The organism is Roseiflexus sp. RS-1, from assembly GCF_000016665.1.
GTDB lineage: Bacteria > Chloroflexota > Chloroflexia > Chloroflexales > Roseiflexaceae > Roseiflexus.
Genome location: NC_009523.1, coordinates 5,017,100 through 5,033,413, shown reverse-complemented (window position 1 = coordinate 5,033,413; position 16,314 = coordinate 5,017,100). Strand labels below are relative to the sequence as shown.

Annotated in this window: 13 protein-coding genes; 7 read left to right on the top strand and 6 right to left on the bottom strand. The window is 60.1% G+C overall.

The genetic code is table 11. The annotated features are described in order from the left end of the window. Window positions 1-2: 2 nt before the first annotated feature. The 5 genes from ROSERS_RS20725 to ROSERS_RS20705 form a co-directional block, all read right to left on the bottom strand. Window positions 3-1,082, bottom strand: a complete 1,080-nt coding sequence (locus ROSERS_RS20725; RefSeq protein ID WP_011958707.1) for an ATP-binding protein — start codon at window positions 1,080-1,082, stop codon at window positions 3-5. Then, window positions 1,079-2,515 (bottom strand): DUF5691 domain-containing protein, encoded by a 1,437-nt coding sequence (locus ROSERS_RS24420; RefSeq protein ID WP_011958706.1) that lies wholly within the window; start codon window positions 2,513-2,515, stop codon window positions 1,079-1,081. The genes ROSERS_RS20725 and ROSERS_RS24420 overlap by 4 nt, the downstream gene beginning before the upstream one ends. Further along, the gene (locus ROSERS_RS20715) at window positions 2,512-3,837 is read right to left on the bottom strand and encodes an SWIM zinc finger family protein (RefSeq protein WP_011958705.1); all 1,326 of its coding nucleotides are present in this window, start codon (window positions 3,835-3,837) and stop codon (window positions 2,512-2,514) included. Before ROSERS_RS20715 ends, ROSERS_RS24420 begins: the two co-directional genes overlap by 4 nt. Before the next feature lie 254 nt (window positions 3,838-4,091). Continuing rightward, window positions 4,092-4,958: a formate dehydrogenase accessory sulfurtransferase FdhD gene (gene fdhD / locus ROSERS_RS20710; RefSeq protein WP_011958704.1), complete on the bottom strand. Its 867-nt coding sequence runs from the start codon at window positions 4,956-4,958 to the stop codon at window positions 4,092-4,094. A gap of 52 nt (window positions 4,959-5,010) precedes the next feature. Further along, window positions 5,011-7,305 (bottom strand): FdhF/YdeP family oxidoreductase, encoded by a 2,295-nt coding sequence (locus ROSERS_RS20705; protein WP_011958703.1) that lies wholly within the window; start codon window positions 7,303-7,305, stop codon window positions 5,011-5,013. A gap of 162 nt (window positions 7,306-7,467) precedes the next feature. Between ROSERS_RS20705 and ROSERS_RS20700 the strand changes: the two genes are divergently transcribed. From ROSERS_RS20700 to ROSERS_RS20670, 7 genes are all read left to right on the top strand, one after another. Further along, window positions 7,468-8,040, top strand: coding sequence for a helix-turn-helix domain-containing protein (locus tag ROSERS_RS20700; RefSeq protein WP_011958702.1), 573 nt, complete (start codon window positions 7,468-7,470; stop codon window positions 8,038-8,040). Then, window positions 8,015-8,896, top strand: coding sequence for a CPBP family intramembrane glutamic endopeptidase (locus ROSERS_RS20695; RefSeq protein ID WP_011958701.1), 882 nt, complete (start codon window positions 8,015-8,017; stop codon window positions 8,894-8,896). The genes ROSERS_RS20700 and ROSERS_RS20695 overlap by 26 nt, the downstream gene beginning before the upstream one ends. Before the next feature lie 318 nt (window positions 8,897-9,214). Further along, window positions 9,215-9,769, top strand: coding sequence for a CvpA family protein (locus ROSERS_RS20690; RefSeq protein WP_011958700.1), 555 nt, complete (start codon window positions 9,215-9,217; stop codon window positions 9,767-9,769). A 47-nt stretch (window positions 9,770-9,816) separates the two neighbouring features. Further along, on the top strand, window positions 9,817-12,303 hold the full coding sequence (locus tag ROSERS_RS20685; protein WP_011958699.1) for an endonuclease MutS2: 2,487 nt from the start codon (window positions 9,817-9,819) through the stop codon (window positions 12,301-12,303). Between the two features lie 5 nt (window positions 12,304-12,308). Continuing rightward, window positions 12,309-12,920 carry a LysM peptidoglycan-binding domain-containing protein gene (locus ROSERS_RS20680; protein ID WP_011958698.1) on the top strand — a complete coding sequence of 204 codons (612 nt, stop codon included), beginning with the start codon at window positions 12,309-12,311 and terminating at the stop codon, window positions 12,918-12,920. Beyond that, the gene (locus ROSERS_RS20675; RefSeq protein WP_011958697.1) at window positions 12,917-13,432 is read left to right on the top strand and encodes a YcxB family protein; all 516 of its coding nucleotides are present in this window, start codon (window positions 12,917-12,919) and stop codon (window positions 13,430-13,432) included. Before ROSERS_RS20680 ends, ROSERS_RS20675 begins: the two co-directional genes overlap by 4 nt. Window positions 13,433-13,516: 84 nt before the next feature. Beyond that, window positions 13,517-14,587 (top strand): polysaccharide deacetylase family protein, encoded by a 1,071-nt coding sequence (locus ROSERS_RS20670; protein WP_157041175.1) that lies wholly within the window; start codon window positions 13,517-13,519, stop codon window positions 14,585-14,587. A gap of 507 nt (window positions 14,588-15,094) precedes the next feature. Here the strand turns inward: ROSERS_RS20670 and dctP are convergent. Then, a complete protein-coding gene (gene dctP / locus ROSERS_RS20665) occupies window positions 15,095-16,306 on the bottom strand; it encodes a TRAP transporter substrate-binding protein (protein ID WP_011958695.1) in 1,212 nt (403 codons plus the stop codon). Between the last annotated feature and the right edge of the window lie 8 nt (window positions 16,307-16,314).

Sequence of the window (16,314 nt, the reverse complement as noted above, 5' to 3'; positions counted from 1 at the left end):
GGCTATTCCATCTCTTTGCAGGCTCGATACAGGTCCTTCCAGTCTTTTCTTTCTTTTGCCACCGTCTCCAAATATTCCTGCCAGACGATTCGGTCCTGGAGCGGGTCTTTGATAACAGCGCCGACCAGCCCGGCGGCCACGTCTCCGGCGCGAAGTTTCCCATCGCTAAAATGGGCCGCGAGGGCCAGGCCATTGATGACGACGGAGATGGCCTCGGCTGTGGAGAGCGTGCCACTTGGCGATTTGAGCCTGCTCTTCCCGTCTGCGGTCATTCCGGCGCGCAGTTCGCGGAAAATGGTCACGATGCGGCGAATTTCCTCCAGCGCGGGTGGCTCAGCCGGCAGTTCAAGAGCACGTCCAAGCGCCTCTGTACGGTAGCGAACGATTTCCACTTCCTCTTCCAGCGTGGCTGGCAGCGGCATGACCACGGTGTTGAAGCGCCGTCGCAGAGCAGAGGAAAGATCGTTCACCCCTTTATCACGGTTGTTGGCGGTGGCAATCAAGTTGAAGCCCTTAACTGCCTGCACTTCGCTCCCCAGTTCCGGAATGGGGAGGGTTTTCTCTGAAAGAACCGAAATCAGCGTGTCTTGCACCTCCGAGGGAATGCGCGTCAGTTCCTCGACACGCGCCAGTTTGCCCCTTTGCATGGCGATCATAATCGGGCTGGGAACAAGCGCTTTCTCGCTCGGACCTTCTGCGAGCAGGCGAGCATAGTTCCAGCCATAACGGATAGTTTCCTCTGTTGTGCCGGCTGTTCCTTGAATGAGCAGGGTTGAATCACCGGAAATGGCGGCTGCCAGGTGCTCGGAGACCCAGCTCTTGGCTGTGCCCGGTACGCCCAACAGCAACAGCGCCCGGTCGGTGGCCAGCGTGGCTACGGCCACCTCGATGATTCGACGGCTACCGATATACTTCGGCGTAATGGTAAAACCATTTTCCAGTTTACCTCCCAGGATGTAGGTGGTTACTGCCCACGGGGAGAGTTTCCAGTTTGGAGGACGCGGGCGCGTATCGACCTTTGCCAGTTCTGCCAGTTCTTCGGCAAATTGTTGTTCGGCATGTTCGCGTACAATCAGGTTCATGATGATTGTTCCTCCAGGCTGGATTTGATCTCGTTACGGAACTTCAGGATTTGCAAAAAGGACCCGATTTTCTTGTTCCAGCCGCTTCCAGGTTCATCTTCCCAACCCTGCGAAAATTCATCGGACAGTTCAGGAGGCATCCAGCGGGCAAAGCCGGGTAGCGCCTGGAGTAAGCGCTGATGGAAAACGGTGGATTGCTGCTGTACGCTCTTCACGACCCAGCGCGAGAGGTTTGCTGTCCATGGCCGATGGTACATTTCTAACAACGCGATTGCTCTTGTGCTGCGGGTATCGCTGACACCGGGTTCGATAGAGGTGACCCACCCCTCAATTTTTTCGGCGCGCAGGAGAGGAACCAGTGCCGAAAGCGCGTTCATATCCAGGAAAGATTGTGCCTCCTCCTGTGTCATCCATAGCAGGATCAGCGACTCGGCCCAGTCTGCATCTGCTGTTCCGATGGCAGCCATTTGCCAGCCGAGAAGGAGCGGCTCTTTCCATTCGCAGGTGAGCGCCATGGCGATCCATCGGTCAGGTGAACGGTTAAATTCACGGCTCCATAACACTGGCGGGGTCAGTGCGATCAGTTGCGCCAGTCTGCTGGCTTTTTCACCCATCTTTTTGGGCAACGCAAGCTCACCCACACCGTCCCGTTTTGCAGCGGAATCCAGTTCTTCGGGCAAAGTCACTTCCAACGTTCCCTTGTTTAGAAAAGAGGAGCGGACGCGAACGATCAGCTTGACCCGCGTCCACATCCGTTTCACGAAGCGTGATGTTTCCAGCCGCAGGAGCAATCTGCGCGCCGCCTGGCGCACTTCTTTGCGTTTGTCATCAAGGCAGGCTTCGAGAAAGGGTTCATCGTCCATGCTCAATCCGATCGCAAAGGTAGCCAGGAACGCGGCACGGTCTTCGGGTGAATCTGTTTCCCAACAGGTCTGTACCCATTCGCGCCCTCTGGCCGGGTCAGTGGTACGTATGCGTTCCAGGGCGAAGACCCGCTCGGCGCGAGTTCCGTTTTCCCAGGCTTCTAGTGGCTCACGTTTGCGAGCATAGTCCCAGGCTGGATTGTGCGCGGCCAGCCAGCTCCCGCGTTCACCGATGACGGGGAGGATCAGGGAATGCCATGCGTTTCTGCCAGGACTCAGGAGCGCAGGCAAGGTTTCGGGGGGAACGATATAGCCGCGTTCGGCGGCCCCTTGCAAAAACTCCGGTAGCAGTTCATCCATTTCTTCTTCCAGCATGCGTTTGAACAATCTCCCCGCTCTCTCCGGCATTCGCGGCCGGCTTTCTGTGCCACAGATTGCCCTTTCTCCTGTAAAAGCTACCGGGACATATCCTCCCAATTCAGCGATCCCCACACGGATCGCCGAAGCGAGCAGCGACTCGTCGGTCGAACCCAGCATGGCAGATTGAGCAAGGGACTTGAGGGTAGTCATAGGCGAACAAACCTTTCGTTCTCCCAGGCCGTCATGGGGAAAAATGAGAATCCGTCCCACAAGCCAAAAACGGTGAGAGGGTGACCGCCAGAAAGAGAAAGAAGTTCCCAACAGTGGGAACGGGAGGATACGGGGATTGCCTGATTCTCACCATCACACAAAAGCCAGTTTGTTTCCAACCTTTCAATGGTCACATGTTCCAACACGACAGGAAAATGCTCTAACCATGGGTTGAGGCCGAGCGCGGTAGAATACGCATCGAGAAAGGCGAGAAAATTCGGCAAGCCAGCAGGAACAAAAGTGGATTCCAGCCTCCGGTAGCTTTTGAAAACGGCTCGCAAGGGGTATGCGCTGGGGAAGTAAACCAGATCACCGCGCAAGGTCAGGCCAGGGAAAAGGTGATCTTCGAAGGGTCTGGTTCTGAAAGCGAAGAGGATAAGTTGAGCAGGTTTGCGGCTGGTTTTGCCCCACAACCAGTTGATTTGGGTGCGCAACCCACTTGTCTCGTCTTCCTCGAGGGTCTGAGCCACTACCAGCCAGTCATCGCTCAGGGCGGGAGAAGAGAGGATCAACTCCTTGCGATTGATAGTCCAGCCGAGCAGGGTGCGCACATCGGTGCGTGAGGGTTCGGGCAGGCTTTCCAGACGACGGTAGGCCTGGATGAGCAGGTGGAGTCGCGCCATTTTCAGGAGCAGAATTTCCGTCCAGTTGGGGGAGGCGCCGGGAATGTCCCGCATCTCGCGTACCATCCGCGCCGCACCAGGCAATTGGGCATCTACCAGGCGGGCAGATTGCTGTTCCCAAAACGAAGCCGGCGCACTCTGGGCGAAAGCCAGGCCCTGGCGGATCAGGTCTTTGAGCCAGAGGTCGAGCGTTTCGAGACCCGCAGCAACCAGTTTTTCACGTCTGGCGGCGCGGCGTGCAGCGTCTTTCTGACGCGACTGCGACGAAGCAGTGTCGGGTTCAGCCTGTCCCGCGTGATCCGACGTCTGGTCGGTGCGTTTTTCCAGCCATTCAGAGACCCAGGCAGGGGGTGTGGCATCTTTCAATATGGTTGGCGAAGCCGATGCCAGCAGCATCAATCCCAGGACATGTTTACAGGGAGATTTGCGACTTGGACAGGTGCAGGCAAAGCCGCGATTGGACAGATCTACCTGCACCTTGTATGGCTTTTGTGCACTGCCCTTGCATTCACCCCACAAGGCTGCTTCGTTGGCGCCCAGGCTGACCCAATGACAAATATCTGCCAGTTCCTGAGCGGCTTTAAGCGAAGCCAGGTCAGGGGCAAGGGCTTTGGCTTCTTCGGCAGTGATGGACGACATACATCAATTATACTATTGATACTGACCCACTTTGATGGAAAGAAAGCGATGTGAGGTCATGTCAGCAACCCGCGTTGCGTGTGGCTTTCCGCCCCCACTGCTTGTGAGTCGTGAGCATTTCTTCATCACAGCCCTTTCGGCAGCCCCACCTTCTATCAAATCGGGGCAATATGAGAGGGTGTAAACGCAGCAGGACGTCTACACTCCCCCTTCTCCCGTGTGGAAGAAGGGGGTCGAGGGAATGAGGGACGCGCTTACTCCCCCACCCATTCGATCCGCTGTTCACCGGCGTACACATTCAGCGACGCGCCACGCAGGAACCCGATCAGGGTCATATTGAAACGCTGCGCCAGTGTGACCGCCAGTGTCGAGGGCGCGCCCACCGCAGCCACCACCGGTATGCGCGCCGTCAACGCTTTCTGCATGATCTCGAACCCGGCGCGTCCGCTGACCAGCAGAATCGCCTGCGTGAGCGCCGATAGACGTCCCTCCAGCAGATGCGCGCCGATCAGTTTGTCCACGGCGTTGTGCCGTCCAATATCCTCGCGCAGCGCCAGCAGCGCGCCGTCGGCGTCGAACAGCGCAGCCGCGTGGAGACCGCCGGTTTTGTGGAAGAGCGCCTGCGCCTGTCGGAGCGCAGCGTCGATGCCTGTGAGCGCCGGCAGCCCGACGCGCAGCGTATCATCGGACAGCGGGGCGCAACCGCGCGCAAGCAGCGTCTCCAGCGACGCTTTGCCGCAGACGCCGCACGAAGATGAGACGTAGAACATGCGTTGAGCGCCGGTCAGGTCGGGGTGGGCATCGGGGTGAAGATCAACGGTAATGGTGTTGAACCTCGCTTCATCGCTGATCGTCGCATCGTTGCAGTAGCGAATCGTCGCAATCTCGCGCCGTTCGCGCACAATCCCTTCGCCAAACAGAAACCCGGCGGCGAGTTCGAAGTCTTCGCCCGGCGTGCGCATGATCGTGGTCAGCGGGATGGTCTGGCGACCATCGGCGACGGAGACCGTCAGGCGGATCTCCAGCGGTTCCTCAACGACCAGCGCGTCCTTCTCACGGCGCCACCGTTTGTCGCGCACTTTGACGATGGTGCGCCGTTGCACGTTTGGCTGCGTCAACAAGGGTTCTTCCTTTCTGTCGTTGCCGATCCGCTCTTCCCCGCGCCGCTGCGTTTCACTGTTCCCTGTGCGATTCCGCGTCTCCGGCGCTCGCGCCCTGCGGTCCAGCAACGATGGGTGTGGTCTGGTTCGCAATGCGGATCGGGTGCAGCGTGACGACCGCTTTGTACGCCGGTACGCCGGAACCCGGATCGCGGCGACGAGGGGCGATCAGCACATTCCCTTCGGGCCAGTGAACCTGCACATTGCGTGGCTTCATCGGCGCGTACTTCACCCGCGCCCGCATTTCCCCTGCCTCCGACCGGATGAGCACCGGATCGCCTTCGCGCACACCGAGCGCAGCCGCATCGTCCGGGTTGATGAGGAGATCATCACGTCGCGCCCCGTTGAGCGGATCGCGCTCGCTGTGGATGAGCGAGTTGAACTGTTTCCCGCGACGGGTTCTGAGCACGAATGCTCCATCGGGCAACGTCGGGTCTGGCGGCGTGAGCGGCGTCATTACCGCGCGACCGTCGGGTGTGGCGAAGATGCCGTTGCGACACAGGATGCGCCCGCCCCACTGCATATGGTCGCCGGTGCGATGCAGCCGCTGGATGCCGTCGTATTCCGGCACGATGCGCGCTATTTCTTCCCGGATCTGCTGCCCGCTCACATAGTGGATAAGAGGTGCGCGATCCGGCGCCGCCCGTTCCGCCACGCGCATGAAGATTTCCCATTCGCTGAGCGCTTCCGCAGGCGGCGGTACAATTTCTGGTGAGAAGATGACTTCGCGCTCGGTGCTGGTCTCGGTTCCGCCATCGCGCTGCTCGTAGCGGGTGGCAGCGGGCAGCAGAAGCACGGTATCCGCCGGATCAACCAGCATCTGTGAAGAAAGGATGATGTCCTGGTGCACCCGCAACGCCGGACGCTCCAGTGCGGTGCGGATGTACTCCGGATCGGGCAGCGTGTCGAGAAAGTTGCCGCCTGCGGCATAGAACACGTCGATCTCCCCGGCATATGCTGCGTCGAGCATGTCGCCGCAGGTAAGTCCTTTCCACGCCGGTACATCGAAGCCCCACTGCTCGCTCAACCAGCGCGCGTGCTCAACAGTGATCGGACGACCGCCGGGGAAGGTAGTGGCGGTGCATCCCATCTCGCCGCCCCCCTGAACGCCGCTGTGCCCGCGGATGGGCATAACGCCGCAGAACTCGCGCCCGATGAACCCGCGTGCCAGCGCCAGGTTCAGGATTGTCTTGACATTCTCGACGCCATACTCGTGCTGGGTGATCCCCATGCTCCAGACGAAGACGGCGCTTTTCGCCTGCGCCAGAATTTCTGCAAATGTGCGCATCTCTTCGCGGCTTGCACCGCTGGCGTGTTCCAGCATATCCCACGATTGCGTCTCCAGATGCGCCTTCGTCTCTGGAAAGCCATTCGTATGCGCCGCAACGAACGCGCGGTCGATCCAGTCATTTTCGATCAGATGTTTGAGCGTTCCATTGAGAAAGGCAATGTCGCCTCCGGTATGTATCTGGAAGAAGCGGTCGGCGAGTCGGGTGCCGAACAGCGCGCTTTCAAAGACGCTCGGCACCCAGTAGCGTTCCAACCCTGGCTCGCGGTACGGATTGATGACGAAAATGCGCGTGCCCTTCTGCTTCGCATAGTAGAGATACTTCGTCGTCACCGGTTGATTGTTCGGCGTGTCGCTGCCGATAAAGACCAGCGCATCGGTTCCGATCCAGTCGCGGTAACTGCACGTGGATGCCGCCACGCCGAGCGTCTGCTTCATCGCCGTCGTGCTGGGAGCATGGCACAATCGCGCGGCGTTGTCCACATTGTTCGTACCGAGAAAACGCGCCGCCTTCTGCGCCACGTAGTAGGTCTCATTCGTGATCCCCCGCGACGTCAGGTAAAACGCAATACGTCGCGGATCGGTTGCGCGAATGCGGGCAGCAATCAGGTCGAGCGCCTCGTTCCACGAGATGCGCCGGAATCCGGCGTCGCCGCGTCGTCGCAGCATCGGATAGGGCAACCGACCGAGGGCGCGCAATTGTCGGCTGTTCAGGGAACGCAACCGGGAAACATCGTCGAGGTGGCGCAGATCGAGCGGCGGCATGGTATTGAGCCGGAGCAGGTTCAGGCGCACCGTACAGAGGTGGATGCCGTCCATCGTAAAATCGCGCAGTCCGGTTGTGCCGAGGGCGCACCCATCGCACACGCCATCGCGCAGGATCCGCCACGCCGTGCCCAGGTTGTCGCGGTTCTCCCAGATGGTGCGCACGATCTCCCAGTAATGGTTCGGCTTCACGTGCCCCAGCCCATTGGGAACCAGGCTGACCCACGTTGCGGAGTTGAAGCCGCGTAGTTTCATAGCGCCTCCTTTGCGGTTCGGGGAACATGAGGGTGATAATCTGATTATACCCACAGACGCTGCCGGTTGTCATTTCCTGCATTCCGGTAGAGCGATCTTGACAGCCGTTGGAGCGAGTATTATAATTAGTATCTTTATCATAATTGATAATAAGGGGGTGCCATGTATGAACAAAAGTTCGATGCCATCAACCATCCGGTACGGATGCGCATCTTCCAGTTGCTGTACGGCAATCAACTGTCCATCCATCAGATCGCCGACCTGCTGACCGACGTGCCCAGGCCCTCCCTGTACCGCCACGTCAGAAAGTTGCAGGAATCAGGACTGATCCGTGTAGCCGCGACCCGGCGTATCAATGGCATCGAGGAGCGCTTTTATACATCCGTTGAAGGATTGATCGATCCGGCTGAACTTGAAAAGCCAGGCGGCATAGAAAAGTTCGCCGCGCACGTGAGCACGTATGGCGCAGTGGTTGCGCAGGCGCTGGCGCAGTATGTGATCCGGCGCGGTGTTCCTGATCTGACCAACATTGCAGCGCGCGATTATATTTTCTATGCCACCGAGGAGGAGTTTACCCGTTTGCGCAAGGCAATCTACGCTTTGCTGCAGGAGATGGAACAACAACCGCCTGCGCCGGGACGCACGCAACGGCGCATGTTCGTTATTGCTCATCCAATGTTGACCACGACAATGAACCAGGAAAGTGAGCATGGAGATGTCGAACCCGTTTCTTGAACTTGCCGCCACGGGCAAAAACGCCTGGTGGCGCTATGTACTGGGAGTGCTGCTGGTGCTGATGATGTGGATGATTGGCACGGCGATCATCCTCATCCCGGTGACGCTCCAGATCGTCAGTGAAGCATCGCCCTTTGGTCTGGCGCTTGCGCTGCTGACGTTCGCGCCGATGTTGTTGGGACCGATGCTGGTGACCCGCTGGCTTCATGGACGCCCGGTTGCGACGCTGGTGGGTCCGGAGCGGCGCCTCAACTGGCGACGCATTGGTGTCGGCGCGTTGCTCTGGCTTGTGCTGGCGGGGTTGGCAACCCTGGTTGATGCCCTCCTCCGTCCCGGGCAATACATGTTGAACCCGGCTTTCTTCCAGAATCTGTCATTGCTCCTGGTGGGGCTGTTCCTGATCCCCCTTCAGACCAGTGCTGAAGAGGTATTCTTTCGCGGGTATCTGTTGCAGGCCACCGGTCGTCTGACGCGCAACGTGTGGATGTTGAGCGTCATCAACGGCGTGGTGTTCACCCTGCCGCACCTCGCCAATCCAGAGGCGGAAAGCAATGCTGTGCTGGCAGGTCTGAACTGGTTTGTCTTCGGCTTTTTTGCTACACTCATCACGCTGCGCAGCGGAAGTCTCGATTACGCGCTGGGCATTCATGCTGTCAATAATCTGTTTGGTCTGATCATTGCCGGGTATGAGGGCGGGGCATTACCGGCGCTGGCATTGTTCGTCGCTTCTGAACTGGACGCAGCGTATGCGCTTCTTTCGCTGCTGGTCGCCGCGCTGGCAGCCTCCCTGTTCCTCAACCGTCTGGAGGCGCCGGGGGTTCCAACGGCTTCGAGACAGGAACAGCGATATGGATGACCGGATGGTACGTCTTCGGTCTCGATGTTTCTGCCCGACAGAGGCGGCGCCTGACGTTGAATTGTGAGGCATCAACCGTTCCGTCTGCGGCGAAGCGCTTTCGGCTGAGGAGGCGGGGTGCGATTCCCCCGCCTCTTCGCGTTATTCCCGGTGTGTCGTTTGGTGGTTCGCACGTCACGCGAAATGTGTTCGTATTCGTGCAGGTACGAGCAATGGGTCGCACGCACGGGCAACATGCGTGTCTGACCTTCAGGAAGAAGCGCACGCCGATATGCTATAATGCAGCACGCGCCGTCGGATAGCGGATAGGAGGGCGCAATGAATCTGATCGATATTCTGTTTTTGCTTGGCGTGCTCGGCGGTCTTGCCCTTGGATTCTTCCAGGGAACCATCAGGCTGGCAATAGCCATTATTTCGTTCTATATCAGCATTATCCTGGCAAGTCTCTACTTCCAGTCACTCGGGCGTTTCTTTCGCGAGCGTTTTGGCACAACATTCGATGTAGCGCAGATTGTTGCGTTCGGCATTATTTTGCTGGTTGCCTTTTTGTTGATAACAACTGCCGGTCTCTATACATTTCGTTATGCAAAAATGCCCGCCAGTCTCGATTTCGTCGATAAAATCGTCGGAACATTGCTTGGTCTGGTGCTTGGGGCGCTCTTTTTAGGAATGCTTGCGATTCTGCTCGAACAACTGTTTGTCTTCCGCGATACTGCGGGCACGGTGACATTTCCGATTGTAAAAGCATTTCAGAGCGGTGTGCGCGGCTCAACGCTGGTGAGTTTCTTCGCCAATAATATTCTGCCGTTGATCTACGCAACGGTGAAGCCAGTTTTGCCGCGTGAAACCGAGATCATCTTTCTCATCCGATAAATAATCCCGGCGGAACGTTTCCTGCCGGCACGGTTGAGGTCATTTCCGTGGCTATCGCTCTCCAGACGCTCGAAACCCTCGAGTTTCCCAAAGTGCGCCTGCAACTCGCGCGGTACACGGCGTTCTCCGCTTCACGTGAACTCGCACTCAATCTGACGCCGTCGGTCGATCCCTTCGAGGTGCGTCGTCGTCTGCGCCTGACCGATGAGGCGCGTCGGCTGCTCGACGCGATGCCTGATGTGAGTATTGGCGGGGCGCGAGATGTGCGTCCAGCGGTTGGTCTGGCGCGACGCGGCGGGGTGTGTGATCCGGAGGCGCTGATCGAAATCGCCGCCACACTTGCAAGCGCCCGCCGTCTGCGCGCCACGTTGCGGAAACTCGACGCAGCATCCTTCCCGCTGCTGCACGAGACTGCCGTCGATCTGCCGCTGCTGCCGGAGGTTGAGGATGCCGTCGCCCGCGCAATTGGCGAGGACGGTCAGGTGCTCGACAGCGCCAGTCCGAAACTGGCGCGATTGCGCTCTGAGGTGCGCACGGCGTTCAACCGCCTCCAGGAAAAACTGCACAACCTGATCATGACGCACGGTGATGTGTTGCAGGAACCGATCATCACTGTGCGCAACGGGCGATATGTTGTGCCGGTGAAAGCCACACACCGCCGCGCCATTCGCGGTCTGGTGCACGACCAGTCGGCCAGCGGCGCGACGCTGTACATCGAGCCGCTGACGATCGTGGAACTGAACAATGCCTGGCGGGAACTGCAACTCGCCGAACAGGCAGAGGTCGAACGCATTCTGGCGGAACTTTCTGCGCTCGTCGGCGATCATGCCGGTGCGATCACTGCTGGCGTCGAGGCGCTGGCGACGCTCGATCTGGCGTTCGCAATGGCGCAGTATGCGGCGGCGATGCGCTGCGTAATGCCGGAGATTGTCGATCCGCCGCTGCCGCCTGATGAACCGTTGCTGCTGCTGACCGCTGCGCGCCATCCGCTCCTCGATCCGCAAAAGGTCGTCCCGATCGATATGCGCCTCGGCGGTCGGTTTCGCCTGCTGCTGATCACCGGTCCCAATACCGGCGGCAAGACCGTGGCGCTGAAAACAACCGGTCTGCTGGCGCTAATGGCGCAGGCGGGGATGCACATCCCTGCATCCCAACCGTCGCGCCTGCCGGTGTTCGCGCAAATCTTCGCCGACATTGGCGATGAGCAGAGCATCGAGCAGAGCCTTTCGACCTTCTCGTCGCATATGACGAATATCATCCGCATTCTGCGTGCGCTTGAAGACGCACCGGACGTGGCGCCTGCCGAAACATCCGTCTCCGGCTCAACCCAAACAATGCCTCCTGACACGCAGCGCTTGGGGCGCATGCCAGCGCTGGTGCTGCTCGATGAACTCGGCGCCGGCACCGATCCGGTCGAGGGTGCGGCGCTGGCGCGCGCGATCATCGAGCGACTGCTCGAACTCGGTGTGCTGGGTGTGGCAACGACGCACTACGCTGAATTGAAGGCGTTCGCCTATGCCACACCCGGCGTTGAGAATGCGTCGGTCGAGTTCGACGTCGAAACACTTGCACCAACCTACAAACTGACGATCGGTTTACCAGGGCGCTCGAATGCACTGGCGATTGCGGCGCGCCTGGGACTCGCCCCCGACCTGGTTGAGCGCGCCCGTGCAACAATGGCGCGAGAGGATGTGCAGGTCGAAGATCTGCTGGCGGGTATCCATCGTGAGCGCGATGCTGCGGCGGCAGAGTTGCAGCGAGCAATGGAAGTGCGCGCCGATGCCGAGAAGTATCGTGACCGACTTGCCGCTGAGTTGCGCGCATTTGAGGAGCAGCGTGATGAGGCCTGGCAGGCTGCGCGTGAAGCGATCGAGGCAGAACTGCGCCAGGTGCGCAACGAGGTGCGCCGGTTGCGCGACGAGTCTCGCTCGGTAGCGGCGTCGCGCCGATGGCTCGAAGAGGCGGAACGGCGTTTGCAGGAAGCGCGTGCAAGCCTGCCTGCTGTTCCGCCCGGTAAACCCGCCGGACACCCGGCGCCCGCTGCTGAACAGGTCGCGCGTCTGCAACCCGGTGATGTCGTCCGCGTGCGATCGGTCGGGTTAACCGGAGAAATCCTCTCGATCAACGAAGAAGATCAGACAGCCGAGGTGCAGGTTGGAGGCTTTCGGATGCAGGCCGATCTCGCCGAACTGACGCGCGAAAAGCGTGCGGCCGGGAACGGTGGCGGTCAACCTGCCCGTCCCGCCTATGAGTCGCGTGGCACATCGCTTCCGGCGCCGCGTGACGTGTCGCTCGAACTCGATATGCGGGGATGGCGCGCGGCTGATGTCGGCGAACGACTCGACCGGTATTTGAACGACGCTTACCTGGCTGGCCTGCCGTGGGTTCGTATCATTCACGGTAAAGGCACCGGCGCGCTGCGTCAGGCAGTACGCGATACGCTCAAAGACCACAAACTGGTCGCGTCGTTCAGCAGCGCAAGCGCCACAGAAGGCGGTGAGGGCGTTACGATTGTGCGCCTGCAGGAACGGTGACCTGAATGCCACAGTGGATGCTGTTTGCGCTGATCGTTGTTGCGCTTATCCTGCCATTCATTGGCGCAATTGCGCTACGGTTAACACGGCAACGCCTGGAGGAGCGGGAGCGTCTCGCGCTGGCAATCATTGTGTTCGGTGCAGCGTTCGGTGCAGTGTTCGTCCTGGCGCGCAGCGATATATCCAGCCTGCGTATTGCCGGTCTGACGGTTATGCAACCGATCGCACCGCCTGTCGCCCCCGCGTCGCAACCGCCGGCAATCGCCCCGACGGTGAATGTTCCACCGGTGACTCCAACCGCGACGCTGGAACCGACAGTGACGCTGGAATCGACAGTGACGCCGGAACCGACAGCAACGCTGGAACCGACGGCAACGCTGGAACCGACGGTGACGCCGGAACCGACAGTGACGCCGGAACCGACGGTGACGCCAGAACCGACCGCGACGCTGGCGCCACAGTCGGGTTCACGACGGTATGTGGTGCAACCGGGAGACACGTTGCGCGCAATCGCCGAGCGCAACGGCGTGACAGTTGAGGCGCTTCTGCGCGCCAACAATCTGACGCCAGCCGCTGCCGATAATCTGCGTGTTGGACAGGAGTTGATCATTCCATGACGGCGACGACTGCAAGCAGTTTCACGCTGAACTATACCCACACGCTGGACGAACAACTCCATGCGTGCCGGCTCTACCAGCGTTCGACCCGTAAGCATCTGATCTACCGCAGTATCGGTTTTCTGGCGATTTTTGGCGGCGTCTGGATTGCAATAACGTCCGGCGTTAACCCGCAAGCGCTGTTGCTGCTGGCACTGGGGTTGTTCACCTGGTTCGATCCTGTGCCGCTGCTCATCGTCTGGTCCACGTTCCGCAGCAGCCCGCCCCTGCGCCAGACCGTTGAAGCCATGTTCGACCAGCGCGGCGCCCACTTTCGTTTCGGTACGGAGCGCGTCAGTCGCCCGTGGGATCGATACCTGTCGTTTGTCGAGAGTGATCGCGTCTTTGTTCTGATCCACGGTCGCTGGGCGTATTCAGTCGTGCCGAAGCGCGCCTTTGCCAGTCCGCAGGCAATCGACGCATTTCGGGAACTTCTGCGGGCGAAGATTCGTCCATCGACGCAGAACAGGTAAAAGACGCGCGCGACTGCGCTGCTGGCAACGCTTGCCTGCGCCGGTGAAGAAACATCCGCGCGCAGCGCAACCATGGACGGGGGAATGGAAAAGAACAGTACAAGCCTTCCACTCATTCTTCTCACCCTGCTGACAGGTATTGCGCTGGGATGGTTGCTCAACGACCTGATGCGGCAACCGCCAGCGCCGCTGGCGGTTGCCCCGACGCAAGCGCCGACGGCGACCGCTCGTGCAACATCTGTACTAACCGCACCGGTTCCATCGTCAACAATCGCACCCCAATCGCCGGTCCCTTCACCGCCACCTGCGGCGACGCCTCTGCTGGCGACCGCCATCCCGCCAATTCCTACCGCATCCCCCCAACCGCAGGTCATTGGCTACGTGGGGCATCGCGCTGCTGCTGGTGAAACCCTGGAACAGATCGCAGCGCGCTACCGCACCTCCCCGGCACTGATCAAAGCGTACAATATGATCAATGCGCCGCTGCGCACCGGGAGAGAACTCGTCGTGCCGCTGATCGAACCGGGCGATGCTGGCGAAGCGCTGCTGGTCCAGCGTGGCAATCCGATGCGCCCGTGGGTTGCGCTGACCCTCGACGCTGGCGCAGGTGCAGCGCCAACGCCGCGCATCCTTGATGCGTTGCGCGTGCGCGGGATCACTATCACCTTCTTCCTGACCGGGCGCTGGATACGTGACAATCCCGGTCTGGTTCGCCGCATGGTGGCAGATGGGCACGAACTCGCCAACCATACGATGAACCATCCTGATCTGACAACCCTGGACGACGAGGCGATTCGCCGCGAACTGAGCGAAACCGAGGCGATCCTGCACGACATCGCGCCGGATGCCGTCATACGCCCCTTCTTTCGACCGCCGTATGGCGCGTACAACGAGCGGGTCCTGCGTGTGGCGCTATCAGAAGGATACCTGCCGGTCTACTGGTCGCTCGATAGTCTGGATTCGGTTGGGGAACCGAAGACGCCAGAGTTCCTCATCGCGCGGGTGACGCAAAAACTCAGCCCCGACGACCTGCGCGGCGCAATTATTCTGGCGCACTGCGGCAGTGATGCAACCGCCGATGCGCTGCCGGACATCCTGGACCGCTTTGCGGCGATGGGCTTCGAGGTGCGAAAACTCTCGGACGTCATGCAGTGATGCGATGGCGAAACGAATAATGACTTCGCTGCAAAAACGCACCGCTGAGACGCCGGGGGCGCAGAGAACCCTAAAAACGAACCGTGATGAATGGATGGCGAAGCATGCGTGTGCGTGACTCGCTCTGGAGTCCGCCTCTGCGAACGCTGCGCCTCAGTGGTGACCTGCCCTTTTTGCAGTGGACTCATAATATCAAACGTGATCGATAGGATACATTCCTGCCAGGACGCCCCATGGTCGTTCTGGAATGTTCCTGGCGCGCTGGAACGATGCGCGTCCCCGAACCGCCTGTGTGCGCGAGCGTCGCGCGTGCGAGCCGCGCTGCGCCTCATCACAGAAGCAAGGGGCGGAAGTGCGCGTTCCTGCACCACCTGTGTGCGCGAGCGTCGCGCGTGCGAGCCGCGCTGTGACGCATCACAGGAGCAAGGCATCACGCCCTCAACAACAGGGACGCGGCACGCCGCGTCCCTGTTGTGATCTCTCCTGCTGCTGGTTGTGGGGAGCGTGTCACTTATTGTAGGCGTAGTTGGTGTACCCGGCTTCGTTCACCTTGTTCCACTCATAGATGGCCTCGCGGAACGCCTTCCACTCCTCGTAGATTTCCTTGAAGTCGGCGTCTTTCGCGGCGAACTCATCGTACAGTTCGAAGGCGGCTTTCTCGGCTGCGGCAAGGATTTCCTTGCTGTACGGGCGCAGTTGCGCGCCGCCGTCCACCAGGCGCTTGAGCGCTTCACGGTTGCGCGCATCGTACCGCGCCAGCATCGTGATATTCGCCTCGGCGGATGCGGTCTTAATCGCCTCCTGGTAGACTTTTGGCAGTTCGTTCCACCTGTCGAGGTTGACCTGCACCTCGAGTGTAGGACCCGGCTCCCACCAGCCCGGATAGTAGTAGAACTTCGCCGCCTTGTTCAGTCCGAGTTTCTCATCGTCATACGGCCCGACCCATTCCGCCGCGTCGACCGCGCCGGTCTGCAACGCCTGGAAGATCTCACCACCCGGAATGACCTGAACGGTGACTCCCAGTTTGGTCAACACCTGCCCGCCGAGACCGGGGATGCGCATCTTGAGACCCTGAAGGTCGGCGACGGTGTTGATCTCCTTGCGGAACCACCCACCCATCTGGACGCCGGTATTGCCCGCCGGGAACTGAATAACATTGAACAGTTTGGCGTACACCGCCTGCAATTTTTCCAGCCCGCCGCCGTCGTACAACCAGGCATTTTGCTGCTGTGCGTTGAGACCGAAGGGCACCGTAGTGCCAAACGCGGTCACCGGACTCTTGCCGACATAGTAGTACGATGCGGTGTGACCGATCGGCACGGCATCCTGCTGCACCACATCAAGCACCTGCAAGGCAGGCGCCAGTTCGCCCGCAGCGCGTGGCGTGATTTTAAACTTACCGTCTGTCAATGCCGCCACACGGTCAGCAACTGTCTTCGCTCCGCCGAAAATCGTGTCGAGCGCCACGGGCCAGCTGGTAGCCATATCCCACTCAAGAGAGGGCATCTCGCTCGTTTGCGCTGGCGCCTGCGGTTGTGGCGCAGTGGCGACCGGCGCCTGCGTTGCCTGCTGTACCGGGGCGGTCGTCGCCTGCTGTGCCGGGGCGGTCGTCGCCTGCTGAACTGGCGTCTGCGGCGCCTGACCACACGCTGCCAGTGTGGCTGCTGTCAGGGCTGCGCTGCCCGCCGCGACGCTGCGAAGAAACACTCGTCGTCGCATGCTTTCGT